General features: G+C 62.3%; 15 protein-coding genes. 2 read left to right on the top strand and 13 right to left on the bottom strand.

Annotated features, from left to right (window positions below):
* From NKJ72_RS08445 to NKJ72_RS08420, 6 genes are all read right to left on the bottom strand, one after another.
* Entirely contained in the window at window positions 1–582 is a 582-nt protein-coding gene (locus NKJ72_RS08445; RefSeq protein WP_254820422.1) for a F0F1 ATP synthase subunit B, read from the bottom strand.
* An 81-nt stretch (window positions 583–663) separates the two neighbouring features.
* Window positions 664–888, bottom strand: a complete 225-nt coding sequence (locus NKJ72_RS08440; protein WP_254820421.1) for a F0F1 ATP synthase subunit C — start codon at window positions 886–888, stop codon at window positions 664–666.
* A 66-nt stretch (window positions 889–954) separates the two neighbouring features.
* Window positions 955–1,713 carry a F0F1 ATP synthase subunit A gene (locus NKJ72_RS08435; protein ID WP_352476629.1) on the bottom strand — a complete coding sequence of 253 codons (759 nt, stop codon included), beginning with the start codon at window positions 1,711–1,713 and terminating at the stop codon, window positions 955–957.
* A gap of 70 nt (window positions 1,714–1,783) precedes the next feature.
* Window positions 1,784–2,182: an AtpZ/AtpI family protein gene (locus tag NKJ72_RS08430; protein ID WP_352476775.1), complete on the bottom strand. Its 399-nt coding sequence runs from the start codon at window positions 2,180–2,182 to the stop codon at window positions 1,784–1,786.
* Between the two features lie 255 nt (window positions 2,183–2,437).
* Window positions 2,438–3,622 (bottom strand): cell wall hydrolase, encoded by a 1,185-nt coding sequence (locus NKJ72_RS08425; RefSeq protein WP_352476628.1) that lies wholly within the window; start codon window positions 3,620–3,622, stop codon window positions 2,438–2,440.
* A gap of 107 nt (window positions 3,623–3,729) precedes the next feature.
* Complete coding sequence (locus NKJ72_RS08420) at window positions 3,730–5,049, bottom strand: MFS transporter (protein ID WP_352476627.1); 1,320 nt, start codon at window positions 5,047–5,049, stop codon at window positions 3,730–3,732.
* Window positions 5,050–5,170: 121 nt separating this feature from the next.
* On the opposite strand from NKJ72_RS08420, the gene NKJ72_RS08415 reads away from it, so the two are divergent.
* Window positions 5,171–6,088 (top strand): LysR substrate-binding domain-containing protein, encoded by a 918-nt coding sequence (locus tag NKJ72_RS08415; protein ID WP_352476626.1) that lies wholly within the window; start codon window positions 5,171–5,173, stop codon window positions 6,086–6,088.
* 366 nt (window positions 6,089–6,454) lie between these two features.
* On the opposite strand, the gene NKJ72_RS08410 is transcribed toward NKJ72_RS08415, so the two are convergent.
* The 6 genes from NKJ72_RS08410 to NKJ72_RS08385 all read right to left on the bottom strand — a co-directional run bounded on the left by NKJ72_RS08410 (window position 6,455) and on the right by NKJ72_RS08385 (window position 10,547).
* On the bottom strand, window positions 6,455–7,342 hold the full coding sequence (locus tag NKJ72_RS08410; RefSeq protein ID WP_502901840.1) for an SDR family NAD(P)-dependent oxidoreductase: 888 nt from the start codon (window positions 7,340–7,342) through the stop codon (window positions 6,455–6,457).
* On the bottom strand, window positions 7,342–8,121 hold the full coding sequence (locus tag NKJ72_RS08405; protein WP_352476624.1) for a hypothetical protein: 780 nt from the start codon (window positions 8,119–8,121) through the stop codon (window positions 7,342–7,344). The genes NKJ72_RS08410 and NKJ72_RS08405 overlap by 1 nt, the downstream gene beginning before the upstream one ends.
* 10 nt (window positions 8,122–8,131) lie before the next feature.
* Window positions 8,132–8,719 carry a protein-S-isoprenylcysteine O-methyltransferase gene (locus NKJ72_RS08400; protein ID WP_254820426.1) on the bottom strand — a complete coding sequence of 196 codons (588 nt, stop codon included), beginning with the start codon at window positions 8,717–8,719 and terminating at the stop codon, window positions 8,132–8,134.
* Between the two features lie 200 nt (window positions 8,720–8,919).
* Entirely contained in the window at window positions 8,920–9,492 is a 573-nt protein-coding gene (locus NKJ72_RS08395; protein ID WP_254820425.1) for a hypothetical protein, read from the bottom strand.
* A 148-nt stretch (window positions 9,493–9,640) separates the two neighbouring features.
* Window positions 9,641–9,775, bottom strand: a complete 135-nt coding sequence (locus NKJ72_RS08390) for an ABC transporter (protein ID WP_254820414.1) — start codon at window positions 9,773–9,775, stop codon at window positions 9,641–9,643.
* A 199-nt stretch (window positions 9,776–9,974) separates the two neighbouring features.
* Window positions 9,975–10,547, bottom strand: a complete 573-nt coding sequence (locus tag NKJ72_RS08385) for a L,D-transpeptidase (RefSeq protein WP_352476623.1) — start codon at window positions 10,545–10,547, stop codon at window positions 9,975–9,977.
* A gap of 188 nt (window positions 10,548–10,735) precedes the next feature.
* Between NKJ72_RS08385 and NKJ72_RS08380 the strand changes: the two genes are divergently transcribed.
* Window positions 10,736–11,491, top strand: coding sequence for an SDR family NAD(P)-dependent oxidoreductase (locus NKJ72_RS08380; protein WP_352476622.1), 756 nt, complete (start codon window positions 10,736–10,738; stop codon window positions 11,489–11,491).
* A gap of 254 nt (window positions 11,492–11,745) precedes the next feature.
* On the opposite strand, the gene der is transcribed toward NKJ72_RS08380, so the two are convergent.
* Window positions 11,746–13,179, bottom strand: coding sequence for a ribosome biogenesis GTPase Der (gene der / locus NKJ72_RS08375; protein ID WP_352476621.1), 1,434 nt, complete (start codon window positions 13,177–13,179; stop codon window positions 11,746–11,748).
* Window positions 13,180–13,184: the final 5 nt, after the last annotated feature.

Genomic DNA, 13,184 nt, shown 5'->3' with positions numbered 1-13,184 from the left:
TCACCCGGCCACGGATTTGACCGCGGCCGCGATTTCGGCCTTGCTGGCCTTGCCGCCGACAAGCGCCTCGACGATGGCCGAAGCGGTGTCCTCGGCGATCGCGCCGACTTCTTTCATGGCATTGGCCTTGATGGAAGAAATACGCGCCTCGGCCTCGCCAAGCTTCTGGTCAAGCGCTGCCTCGATCGTCTTGCGGGCAGCTTCGGCTTCCGCCTTGGCCGCATCGTTGGCCTGCTGGCCGATCGCATTGGCCTTGCCCTTGGCTTCCGCCAATTCCTGCTCATAGGCGGCAACGGCGGCATCGGCCTCGCTTTTCAGCCGGGCAGCATGATCGAGATCCTGCGTGATGCGGTCGTTGCGAACGTCGATGATGCCGCCGACGCGCGGCATCACTACCCGTTTCAAGAAGAGGTAGAACAGCCCGAAAGTGATTGCCAGCCACACCAGCTGTGACGGGTACGTCGCCGGATTGAATGGCGGGAACGTGCCGTGCGCCTCGGCAGGCACGCCGGTGGCGGCGTGCGTGTCGGCTTCCGTTGCGGCGGGCGCGGACTCTTGCGCAAAGGCAGATGTCACGAACATGGACTATCCCCGAAATTCAGGCCCGCCGCAGGATCGCGACCGGCCTGTTCTATTCTTCCCAATGTTCAGCCGAACAAATATTCAGCCGAACAGGGCGAGAAGCGCGATGAGAAGCGAGAAAATACCCAGCGCTTCGGTCACGGCGAAGCCGAAAATCAGGCGGCCGAACTGGCCGTCGGCGGCCGACGGGTTGCGCAGCGCGCCCGCCAGATAGCTGCCGAAGATGTTGCCGAGGCCAACGCCCGCGCCGCCCATGCCGAGGCATGCGATGCCGGCGCCGATGTACTTTGCTGCTTCTGCGTCCATTTGTTCAACTCCTTTGGATCTAAAATTCCGTTGCAAATTCGATCCGGCGGCAATGCCGGAACCTAGTTAGTGCCCGGGATGCAGGGCGTCGTTGAGATACATGCAGGTCAGCACGGCAAAGACGTAGGCCTGCAGGAACGCGACCAGCAGCTCCAGCGCCGTCAGCGCCACGGCCATCGCCAGCGGCAAAACCGAGCCCGCCACGCCGACCGCGCCGAGCGCGCTCAGGCTGACGACAAAGCCCGAGAACACTTTCAGCGTGATGTGACCGGCGAGCATGTTGGCGAACAGACGAACCGAGAGGCTGACCGGACGCGAGACGAAGGAAATCACCTCGATCAGCACCACCAGCGGCAGCAGGTAGACCGGCACGCCATGCGGGACGAACAGTTTCAGGAAGCCAAGGCCGTGCTTGGTGAAGCCGTAGACGACGACCGTTCCGATCACCAGCGCGGCGAGGCCGAAAGTGACGATGATGTGGCTGGTGACGGTGAAGAAATACGGGAACAGGCCAAGCAGGTTGGCGACAAGCACGAACATGAATAGCGAGAACACGAAGGGGAAGAACTTCATGCCTTGCGTGCCCGCGGCGTCCCTCAGCATATTGCCGACAAATTCATAGGCCATTTCCGAGACCGACTGAAGGCGGCCCGGAACCAGGCTGCGGCTCGATGTGCTGAGATAGAGAAACGCCGCCGCGACGGCAACCGTCGCAAGCATGAACAGAGCCGAATTGGTGAAAGACAGGTCGTAGCCGCCGATGTGAATCGGAATGATCGGATGGATCTGGAACTGGTGGATCGGATCGACCTTGTCAGCAGCCACTTTAAATCCCCATCAAAGCCGCAGACGGCTTCAGCATTCTGTTCAATGCGCCGGCATGCGGCGCCTCAATTCATTCTTTCGGATCGCGCGGTTTGTCGCCCGTCCCGAATTCCGACACAAGCCCGGCTGAACGCAGGACGTTGAGCACGCCGGCGCCAAAACCCAGCAGCAGCCCGACTATCAGACCCCATGGCAATATCCCCGCCACGCGATCGATAAACCAGCCGAGAGCCGCACCGACCACTATCCCGGCGATGAACTCGCTGGACAGCTTGAGCGCCTGGCCGTACCCGGCCACACTGCCCGTTTTCGCGTCGTCTTTCCCTTCGAGCCGATCCGGCCGCCTTGTCGCAAGCGATGCTTCAAGGTCGCGCCGGCGGCGCTCAAGATCGTCGTCGCGGATGTCGGCTTCATGCTGCTTGCCGCGGCCGGTTTTGCCGGTTCCGTCTGGCCCATTCTTGTCGGCCACGCAACCCCCCTGCCCGGTCAGACCGTCACCGTCCGTCCGCTTCTTAAAGTCGCCGGCAACATAGTTAGAGGGTCCGCGCCCGTCAAGCCACGGGCGGATCTTCAAGCTCAAGTATTTTTTCGTTATGAATCAGCTACTTGCCTGGGTGCGACATCGTGCCCGACGCGGTCTCCGGCGGGCTGCGGCCGAATCCCCACAGCGATGCGTCTTCCATCGGCCGCTCTCGCGGGAAAGATGCAAGGGCCGCCAGAGCGCTTAGCTCCAGCCGCCGCCATAGGTGCGGTAGAAGATATGCAGGCCGATCCTGGTCATTTTCTGCATCGTCCGCGCCCAGCCCGGATGGACGTAGTTGGCGTAATAATGGGTCGACGAGCCGACTTCCGGAATGAAGATCTTGCCGGCTGTGACGGCCATGGCGACATCCTGGGCGGTCTTGTAGGCAGCGGGGTTGTCGATCCGCTTCTTCCTGCCGTCGCAGGCGAAGGAAAACTGACAGCGGTTGAACCAGTTGTCGTTCTGGTAGACGACGCCGCAGATCGAGTTCGGATAGGCCGGATTGCGGACACGGTTGAGGATGACCTGGGCGACGGCGGCCTGGCCGCGCACGGACTCGCCGCGCGCCTCGAAATAGATGCCGTTGGCGAGACAGGCCTGCTCCGGTTTGGAAAAGACGCTCGCCGGCAGCGGCGTCTGCATCCAAGAATGATCGCCCTTGCTCAGCGGCGGAATGAAGCGGCCATCGTTCGGGTCCTGGTCCTGCAGCAAGGCCTCGAAAGGCGATGCCTTGGCGTAATCGGGGGCCGACGAGGCATAGGCGGTCGCCAGCACGTCGGGATGATCGTTGTTGACCAGCGCGGCAAGCATCGCCGGCACGCCGGAATCCGGCTTCTTGTCGACGCGCGTGTGGAAGGAGGCGGCGATCTGGATTTCCTTGCCTTTGATCTCGGGCTTGGCGAAGGCCATCCTCAGGCCGCTGTCCATGCTTGGGCGCAGCAGCGAGGAGGTTCGCTCGAAGATCGAGCCGGCGTTGAAGTTCTTCGGCGGCGAGACGGGCGAGACCTGGATGATGCGGCCCTTCTTGTCGGCACGCGTGATGCGGTTCTCGTCCGGCGTCGTGCCGGCGATGCCGCCCTTGCCGCGAAACGAAACGGCGCCGATGCCGGGCAGTTGGACGCCGGAGCCGGAGAGCGAGCCGGTGCTGCTGGAATCGAGGAAGGGCATTTCGGCGGCGTGAACGGAGCCGGCGACGGATTTCTCGACATAGGCGTTCCAGCGGACGCTCGGCGCCTCCAGGCCGGAGACCAGGCTTGTCATGTCCTGATAGGCAGCGACCGTCGGAAAGCCGATCCAGATGCCAAGGCCAACAACGAACGGAGACAGGAAGGAACGCTTTTTCTCACCGGCGGCGGCGACAAGCCGCGTCAAAACACGTCGATGCACGGAACTCTCCAGAAACGCCACGGACCCCACTGGAGAGCTACAATGATGCATTAACCTTGATGGGGCGTTAACAGCTTAGAACGTTGTTTTCCCATCTCGTGTGGAAGTCAGGCGCTTTTGCGGCTGTCCGTTGGCGGAAGAAAGATCGGCCAGGCGATCAGCGCGCAAATAGCCGCACCCAGCCAGACGCCTGCCCAAGAGCAGAGCACGAGAAGCCCGGGAATTGCGATCGGCACCAGGAAGAAGGCGATGAAGACCAGGCTGTTGGCAAGGCCGAGCGCCGTTCCTGCCTGGCTGGCGCCGGCCAGCGTCGCAAGCTCGGTGTAGGCGACGCCGTGCCAGGAGGAGACGCAGATGCCGGCCACGACGAGCATCGCAGCGATCGCCGGCGACAGCATCGGCGCTTGGCCTGACAAGAATTGGGCCGAAAACAAGACGAGCGCCGCAAGCACGGCGAAGGCGGCCACGCTCAGCATGCTGCACAGACGCAGGAACGACCGGCGGTTGCCGTGACGGTCGGTGTAGCGGCCGCTCCAGACGCGCATGACCATGGCGCCGACCTGCACGGCAGCCAGGCTGGCGCTGATCACGGCTGTTCCCATGCCGGCAAAATCATGCAGGAAGACGGAAGCAAAGGTGAGCACGGCCACCTGTGGGAAGCACAGCAGGCCGATGGCTGTCGCAATGCGCCAGACGGCCGGGTTGCGCAGCGGTGCCGGGCCGGCCGGCTTTGCCGCGCTGCTCGAATGGGCATGGTCGTGCGCCGGCGGCTGATGCAGCCAGCGCCAGGCGAGTGAGGTCGAGACGGCGGATGCAGCCGCCAGAGATCCGAAGACCGCCGTGAAGCCATGGGCCGAAGCGAGCGACGGCAGCACCAGCGCGCCAAGCCCCCCGCCAAGCGGCACCGCCGTCTGCCTGATGCTCATGGCAAAGCCACGCTCGCCTTCGCCAAACCAGGCCATGATGGCGCGGCCGCTGGAGCCGTTGACGCTGCCGCCGAGCAATCCGGTGACCAGCAGGGCAGCGGCGAGAAGCGCGATGCCGGGAATTTGGGCTGGTGACGGCACGACCAGCGCGGCCATGACGAGCAGCCAGACCGCGGTTGCGCCAAGCCCGGTCAGCAGCACGCGGCGGTCGCCCCAGCGATCGGTCAGCAGCCCCCACGGCAATTCGCTCAGCGCCACGCCCAAGCCGAGAAGGCCAAGCGCCAGACCGAGCTCGCCATTGGAGAGATGATAGCCCGAGCGCAGGAACACCGCCGTAGCCGGAATGCCGGAGAAGGTCGCGGAGAAGCAGGCATTGGCGGCGACGCCGATGCCCAGCACCTTCCAGCGATGATTGGGTCGAAGCGCCGCCGCCTCTGACAGGCTGGTAACGGCGGCCGGGCGACGCGGTTTGCAATCTGCTCGTGTGGCGACAGCGGACATGGTTCAGCTCCTGCATGGGCTGGTTGCGTTCGGTTCTTGACGCGCTGTCTCTACCGCCATAACTTCGTACTGAAAATCAGGAAGTTTTTCACGTAATGTCCCAAATATCAGGATTATCGCTATGCGACGCGTGACATTCGATCTCGACGTTCTGCGCAGCTTCGTTACCGGCATGGAGCTGGGCAGCTTCGCCAAGGCCGCCGACCGGCTCGGCCGCTCGACCTCGGCAATCAGTGCGCAATTAAAGAAGCTGGAGGAGCAGGCGGCGACGCCGATCTTCCGCAAATCTGGGCGTGGCCTGGCGCTGACGGACGCGGGCGAGACCATGCTCGGCTACGCGCGCCGGCTGATCGAGCTCAATGACGAGGCCGCGTCCGCCATCCACGATGTCGAGCTGGAGGGTTGGGTACGGCTTGGGCTACAGGAGGATTTCGGCGAGGCGGTGCTGCCGGAGGTGCTCGGGCGCTTCGCCCGCGCCCATCCCAAGGTCAAGATCGAGGCCAGGATCGCGCGCAGCCATGAGCTTGCCGAAAGGATCCTTTCGGGCAGCCTCGATATCGCGCTTGCCTGGCACAATGGCGCGACGCTGCCCTACAGCCGGCATGTCGCCGACGTCCAGATGCGCTGGATCGGCCCGGCAAAACAGATCGAGACCTGCCTGCGCGATGGCGAGCCGTTGCCGCTGGTGGCGCTCGAAGCGCCGTGCCTGCTGCGCAGCGTGGCGACCGAGACGCTGGACCGCGCCGGCCTGGCATGGCGGATGGCCTTCTCCAGCCCGAGTCTTGGCGGCATCTGGGCAGCCGTCGCCGCGGGGCTCGGACTGACGATCCGCACCGATATCGGCCTGCCGGCCAGCGTCAGGGCGATGACGCCGGAGATCGCCGGGCTTCCCGCCTTGCCCAAGATGGCGCTGTTCCTGCATCGCAAGGAGGCCGAGCCCGACCCGATAGCGGCGCGGCTTGGCGACATCCTGCTGCAGGCAGCACTGGAAGCGATGCCGGGAAGTGGCGACGCGGATGGTCTGAGAAAAGCGGCTTAGCGCAGACGAGCCGAAAGGGCCGCAGCGCGCTCCATAACTTAGTCGGTCGAAGAAGCAGTAATGCTGGCGATCCCTCGCGCGCCCCCCTGTCCTGCCGGAGATCTCCCCCTCGAGGGCCGCTCGAGGGGGAGATTAGCAGCTTCGCCGTCCCACCCGTCTTTCGGCGTCGGAGCTTGGCTAAAAGCGGAGGGAACGGCCATCTCCCCCGGCCGGCGAACAGGTGTCCGAGGTGCGCAAGCGATGCGGATCGGCGCGCCGGGCATGTCGAAAGCCTCGCCTCTATGCTACCAACATGCTTACTTTACGCCCGTCATCGGCGAGCGGTCTCTTGTTTCAATGAGGTTTTTCGGTGACGTGCTGGTCCGGTTAGGGGATAATTCCCCGAGGGCCCCGGCGTAGCTGAATCTGGCGGGTACCGCAGCATTTCTTGAACTTCATACCTGAACCGCAAGGACATTGATCATTGCCGCCGCGTTGCAGCCGGCCGACCAGGGGCAGCAGCGCCGCGGAAGGCAGGAGCGCTGCCACAAGGGCAGCCAACTTACCCGAGATTCCCGGTACGACGAGGCGACGACCGGATTTGAACGCTCGCCACGCCTGTTCGGCCACATACTTCGGATCCACCTTGGGCAAGATGTTGAAGAGCACCGTCTGATTGGCGCCTGATCTTGCGAGAAACTCCGTGGACACCGGGCCTGGTGCAACGCATGTGACCGTCACACCGGTTCGGCGCAATTCCTGGTGAAGCGCCTCTGAGAAGAAGCGCACGAAAGCTTTGCTAGCGAAGTACAGAGCCATATAAGGCCCGGGAACGAACCCGGCCACGGAACTGAGATTGAGCACCCCGCCCCGTCGGCGTGCCACCATTCCCGGCAGAAAATGAAGGGTCAGTTCTGTGAGGGAATGTATATTGAGATCGATGATGCCGAGTTGACCATCAATAGGCAGCGCCGTCGTCGCGCCCCGCAGGCCATAGCCGGCGCTGTTGACCAGGACATCACAGACCAGGCCGTGTGCGGACAGAAAGCCCTCCAGGCGCGTTGGCGCATCGCCTGACACGAGATCCAACTCGAGCGTGAATGCCTCGCCGCCCGCCTCCCTAACCTCAGACGCCGCGGCGGCCAAACCGTCAGGCGAGCGGGCAACCAGCACAACCGCACCGCGCTCCCTTGCAGCGACGCTCGCAATCGCCCGGCCAATTCCACCCGAGCCGCCAATCACGACGATAGCTGGCCGGAATTCACAGTGCGAAATCACGTCGCGTTCCTCTGTCTTGCAGGAGCGGAAACACCTTGACCGAGCAGCACCACTTCATTGGCGACAGGGCCGTTCAGAATCTTTTCGAATCTCTCCAGTGCTCGTGCGACGTTCGCTCCATCCATGACCCGGTGATCGTAGTGGATGCGGACATTCACCGATCCGTCTTTGCCGATCGGACCGTAGTTTAGAAGGGTGGTCAGTGGTGTCAGCGGGTTGAGTGATTCCGCACCGAGACCAGAATAGACGGACAGTTGGAAGGTACCGAAGTAATTTGCCCTTTGCCGGGCGATGTTCAACCCTAGCCACATAAGCAGCCACCTGACTGGCGCGGGCGCACCTGCCATCCGCAAGGCGCGCCGAAACTCCGGGACCTCCTGGATCGGCCGTGATCGAGCCGCGTGGATGGATCGCTCAAGTTCCGTGATGGAGTAGCGCTCCGGGCATTTGATGCAGCTCAGCAGAACGGCCGGCTCGCCATCATACTCGCGCTCGTGGGCAATCGAGGCTACGCTTGCCGGATACTCGTAAAGCTGCGGCCAGGGCAACTTGACATAGGCGCGCCGCAACTCCGGGATCTCTAGGGCAAGAAGCGCATACCCTTTCAGGAAGATCGCGGTCCACGAGGGCCTGGTCTGCTGCGCCATTCTAGCCCTTACGAGTGGGCCGAGATTCATCTGACGCTGCACCGCGACCCGTGGCACGCCGATCGAAAACCTCATCAGATCGCCAACAAGGCGCCGGGGCGCGGAAAGCTTGAGGGCTCGGCCTCGCATAAAACGACCTCTAATAAAGATAAGGGAATATTCGCTTGGTCCTTTCCATATAGACACGGTATTGCGAGCCTAAATTCTCCAGCATCATACGCTCTTCCTTATCCACTCTCAGCAGGAAAAGGACTGCGAAACCAACCAAACCCGATATGCCCGCAACCCAGTTCGGCAGCAGAAAGAGCTGGCCGAGCCCCATAAGCAGGAAAGAGGTGTACATAGGGTGACGGACCAAGGCATATGGCCCGGCGCTGACCAGTTCATGCCGTTCGCGAATCTCGAGCGTAATCGACCAGTTACGGCCAAGTTCCTTGTGGGATAAGCGAAAAATCCACAGCGCCGAGCAGAAGATGATGGTTCCGAGCGCCACCGACCACACGCTGGCCGGATGATCAGCCGCTGCGGGGATGCCGGTGGCGACATAGAAGCCAGGCAGGATCGCCAGGCCAAGGAGAGCCGATGCAAGCCCGACCGTGTCGGAACTTGAGCGGCCGCCAGCTACTATTCGCACGCGCCTTGCCCGGCGCTCGAAGGGATACCGGATCACGTACCAAGCGACGATGCCGATCACCCATATGATCTCGCCAAGCGAGGCTAAAGCAATGGTCACTTCAGGTCACCAGCGCCCTTTCTGCGATCGCGACTGTAGCAGCTGCCCCTGAGTATGGCCACTTCACCCATCGCCTCGATTTCGTCACCGGCCTACCTTCAGGCGCAGCGATCCTCTCCGAGTTAGTCCGCACACGCGAAAGCCGGAGGGGCAGTACCGATCGCATTCGGTCCCATTCATCCCTCGAATCTTGGTTATGTATTCATCTCCCGAAGCTCGGTTATGAATTGTTGCGGCCGGAGCTGAATGGCGGGAGTCTTATATCCCATGGAATGAGCGATGTCCGCCACGAAGCCGTTGCAGTTCAAGACCGTCGCCTGCCAGACATGCGAGCTCGCCTGCAGCTTGCGGATGTAGGCAACGACTTTGTCGTATTCGGCCCGGGTCAATATGATTCGCCAGCTTGCGGATCTGTATGGTTCTTCCAGATCACCGTCGCTCCACCCGGTTTCGGCTGGCACCGGCACGATATGGCCCAGAACATAGGGAACCGCACTGTTCGAAGCCGGGTGAAGGCCCGCGACTTGGGGATCGATCATTCTCCCGGCCCGGTCCAGGCGCCCAAAAACTGCGTAGGTGTGGCCGTAGCTTAGGGCGTAGCGGGAGCGGAACTCGATGAAGTACCGCTCGTCGTTTTTTTTAGGCGCAGCTCCGCCATCGGCATAAGATACAAAATTCGGCTGGGGCGGCAGGTCTTTCGTCTGACATGCCGCTGCCGGGAGGGCCACCAACGCCACAAGCAAGAGACGGCTACTTACAAGCGTCATCGCCGCGTCCATTCCCGAACTTCACAATGCACAGACCTAATAACGGCCTATGCCCGCCAACCGCGCCGTACGCTATGAAGCCGGCCAAAGCCCCGGCTGCGTATGTATGGGGAAGGGCTTGGCACCCCTTCCCCATACAAGCCGGTCCTTACTTAATCACTGGTTCCTCTACCGGAGCGGGTGCCGGAGCCTTACCCTTTCCTTTGCCGATCCAGTCGTTCGCGCAGCCGCTCAGGCTGGCAACGGCGAGCACAGCAACCATTGCAACCAATATCCTGTTCATCAAGCAATCCTTTCCCCGGGGGCGGAATAGCCTATAGAATCGCCACAACTAAAACGATATGCAGCCCCACCAAGTTAGCTGCGATCTACACCAACGCCTAGTGCAGAAATGACACAGTTGGCATCCAGTTGCCGGCGGCACCTTTGCGGTGACGTGCTGGCAGGGTTCACCATCCAACGGAGATCAGGCCTGCCCACCATCAAACAACCACCACCGTCGTGCCCAAAGGAGTACGGTCGTAGAGGTCAATGACGTCGTCATTTATCATACGGATGCACCCGTTCGATACCGCTGTGCCTATCGTCCATGGCTCGTTTGTACCATGTATCCGGAAGTGGGTGTCGCGCCCGTCTTGATAGAGATAAAGGGCACGCGCACCAAGCGGGTTGTTTGGTCCGCCAGGGACCCCCCCTGCATACTTCACCAGGCGCGGCTTGCGCTGCATCATGCTGGCGGTGGGTGTCCACGACGGCCAGTCCGCCTTGCGGCCGACGGTCGCTGTACCCTTGAACGAAAGTCCCTGCTCGCCGACGCCAACGCCGTAGCGCGTCGCCCACCCGTCCGTCTCGACGGCATAGAGAAAGCGTTGCGAAGTATCGACGACGATCGTTCCGGCCGGCTCGTTTCCGTCGTACCGCACATGCTGCCGTCGGTAACGAGGATTCAGGCCAAGCCTTGGTCCGAACGCGGATGAAATCGACGTACATCCGGAGACCATCAGAGCCAGACTACCCAGCACGAGCCCCCGGCGCGCAATGTGGTGTTCTTCCATTTCTACCTGCTAGGAAACTGGTCATCTACCGCCGCCCTCGTCTCTACCATTCCAAGGCCTGCGGGCCAAGTCTCGCTTTGTGGTGGCAAAATGAATTCACAGGATTGACAAGCGAATTGGAGCGAAACTTCTTGCGATAACCGTCTGCCTCTGTTCGGTTATGTCAGAATTGGCATAGGACAGAGACGATGAAGCCTGACTTCCATGGTAAAGTCGCCATTGTGACCGGCGCAGGCTCCGGAATAGGGGCGGCTGTTTCACGGCAACTCGCGCAAGAAGGAGCCGAGATTGTTGTCGCCGACCTTGATGCCGAGGCCGCGCACTGCAGAGCCGCCGAAATAAGCTCGCAAGGCGGCAGGGCCTACGACTTTGCGGTGGATGTCACGGATGCGGCAGCCGTGGAAAAGCTGATCGAGTTCACTGTCCAGAAATGCGGCGGACTGGATATGGCGGTAAACAATGCAGGTATCGACGGCATTCGAAAAGCAACGGCAGACTATCCGCTCGACAACTGGCACAAGCTGATAAACGTCAATCTAAATGGCGTTTTCTACAGCATGAAGTACGAAATCGCCGCGATGCTGGATCGAGGCGGAGGCGCCATCGTGAACATGTCCTCCGTCCTCGGTTCCGTCGGCTTGCCAACTGCGTCCGCTTACACGGCAGCGAAACACGGGGTCGTTGGATTAACCAAAGTTGCGGCGATCGAATATGCGAGGATGGGCATCCGGATCAATGTAGTCGGCCCCGGCTGGATCGAAACGCCTCTTTTATCGGAGCAAATGGAGGCATTAGCCAGCCGGCGCATGGCAGGTCTTCAGCCGATGGGCAGGCGCGGGAAACCGGAAGAGGTAGCGGCTCTTGTATGCTTCCTCTTGTCCGACCAGGCCAGCTTTATCACTGGCAGCTACCATCTGGTGGACGGAGCTTACACTGCCCATTAGGTGCAGAGGCTGCCCCCACTCGCGCCGGCCACCGTCAGGGCGATGATGCCGGAGATCGCCGGGGCTGCCCGCACTGCCTGAGATGGCGCTGTTCCCGCATCGCAAGGAAGGCCGAGCCAGACCCGGCGGCGGCGCGACTTGCCAACATCCTGCTGCAGGTGTCGGTGGAATCGCTCTCCCCGAAAATGTGCAGGCGCTGCCCGCGAGCGGCCTGCGGAGCGTAGCCTGATGCTGGCGCCCAGAGGACCCGCAGCTCAGCGGCGCTTCTTTGCCCTGCTGGCGAACGGGTTGTCCGAGGTGCGCAAGGCGATGCGGATCGGCACGCCGGGCATGTCGAAAGCCTCGCGCAGGCTGTTCGAGAGATAGCGGACATAGGATTGCGGCATCGCATCGGGGCGTGAGCAGGAGACGACGAAGCCCGGCGGCCGCGTCTTGGCCTGCGTGACATATTTGATCTTCAGCCGGCGTCCGGCAACCGCGGGTGGCGGATGATGCGCCAGAATGCCCTCCAGCCAGCGGTTGAGCTTGCCGGTTGAGACGCGGCTGTTCCAAACTCGATGCGTCCTGATGACAGCATCCATCAGCTTGTCGAGCCCGCGCCCGGTCTCGGCTGACACCGGCACCGCCTGCATGCCGCGCGCCTGCGGAAGAAGCCGCTCGGTTTTTTCGCGCAGCTCGGCCAGCAGCTCCTGGGGATGATCGACAAGGTCCCATTTGTTGAAGGCGATTACCGGGGCACGGCCCTCGCGGATAATCAGGTCGGCGATCTGCAGATCCTGCTTCTCGAAGGGAATAGTAGCATCGAGCACGATGATGACGATCTCGGCAAAGCGGATGGCGCGCAAGCCGTCCTGCACCGACATCACCTCGAGCTTTTCGTGGATCCTGGCCTTGCGGCGCATACCGGCGGTATCGAACAGTTTTAGCTGGCGGCCATGCCAGTCCCAGTCGACCGAGATGGAATCGCGAGTGATGCCGGCCTCAGGGCCGGTCAGCAGCCGCTCCTCGCCGATCAGCGCGTTGATCAGCGTCGACTTGCCGGCGTTGGGACGGCCGACGACGGCGATGCGCATCGGCTTGGTATCGTCATAGCTCGGCTCGGCGTCCGGGTCGGTGATGTCTTCGCCGATCAGCACCTCGCTGGCGGCGATCTCCTCCTCGCCGGCCTCTTCGTCCTCGCCGAAGGCGCGCGCCTCGCCCAGTGCCGCGATCACCGCATCGCGCAAATCGGGCAGGCCCTGGCCATGTTCGGCCGAGACCGGGATCGGCTCGCCAAGGCCGAGTTCCCATGCCTCCAGCATGCCGCCCTGGGCGCCGCGCGCCTCGGCCTTGTTGGCGACGACGACAACCGGCTTGCCGGACTTGCGCACGATCTCGGCGAAAGTCTTGTCGTCGGGCATCAGCCCGGACTTGGCGTCGATCGTGAAAAAGATCAGGTCGGCCTCGCGGATGGCGATCTCGGTCTGGGCGCGCATGCGGCCGGGCAGCGTCGAGGCGGCCGCATCCTCGAAACCGGCGGTGTCGATGACGTCGAAATGCAGATCGTAGAGCTTTGCGGCATGGACGCGTCGATCGCGGGTGACGCCGGGCGTGTCGTCGACAAGCGCCAGCTTCCTTCCCACCAGTCGATTGAAAAGGGTCGATTTGCCGACGTTAGGCCGGCCGATGATGGCGACTTTGAAGGTCATCCGTT

The sequence above is a fragment of the Mesorhizobium sp. M0045 genome (genome assembly GCF_040323385.1).
Classification (GTDB): domain Bacteria; phylum Pseudomonadota; class Alphaproteobacteria; order Rhizobiales; family Rhizobiaceae; genus Mesorhizobium.
The sequence above is the reverse complement of the archived record's forward strand: the minus strand, read 5'-3'. Positions and strand labels throughout refer to the sequence as shown.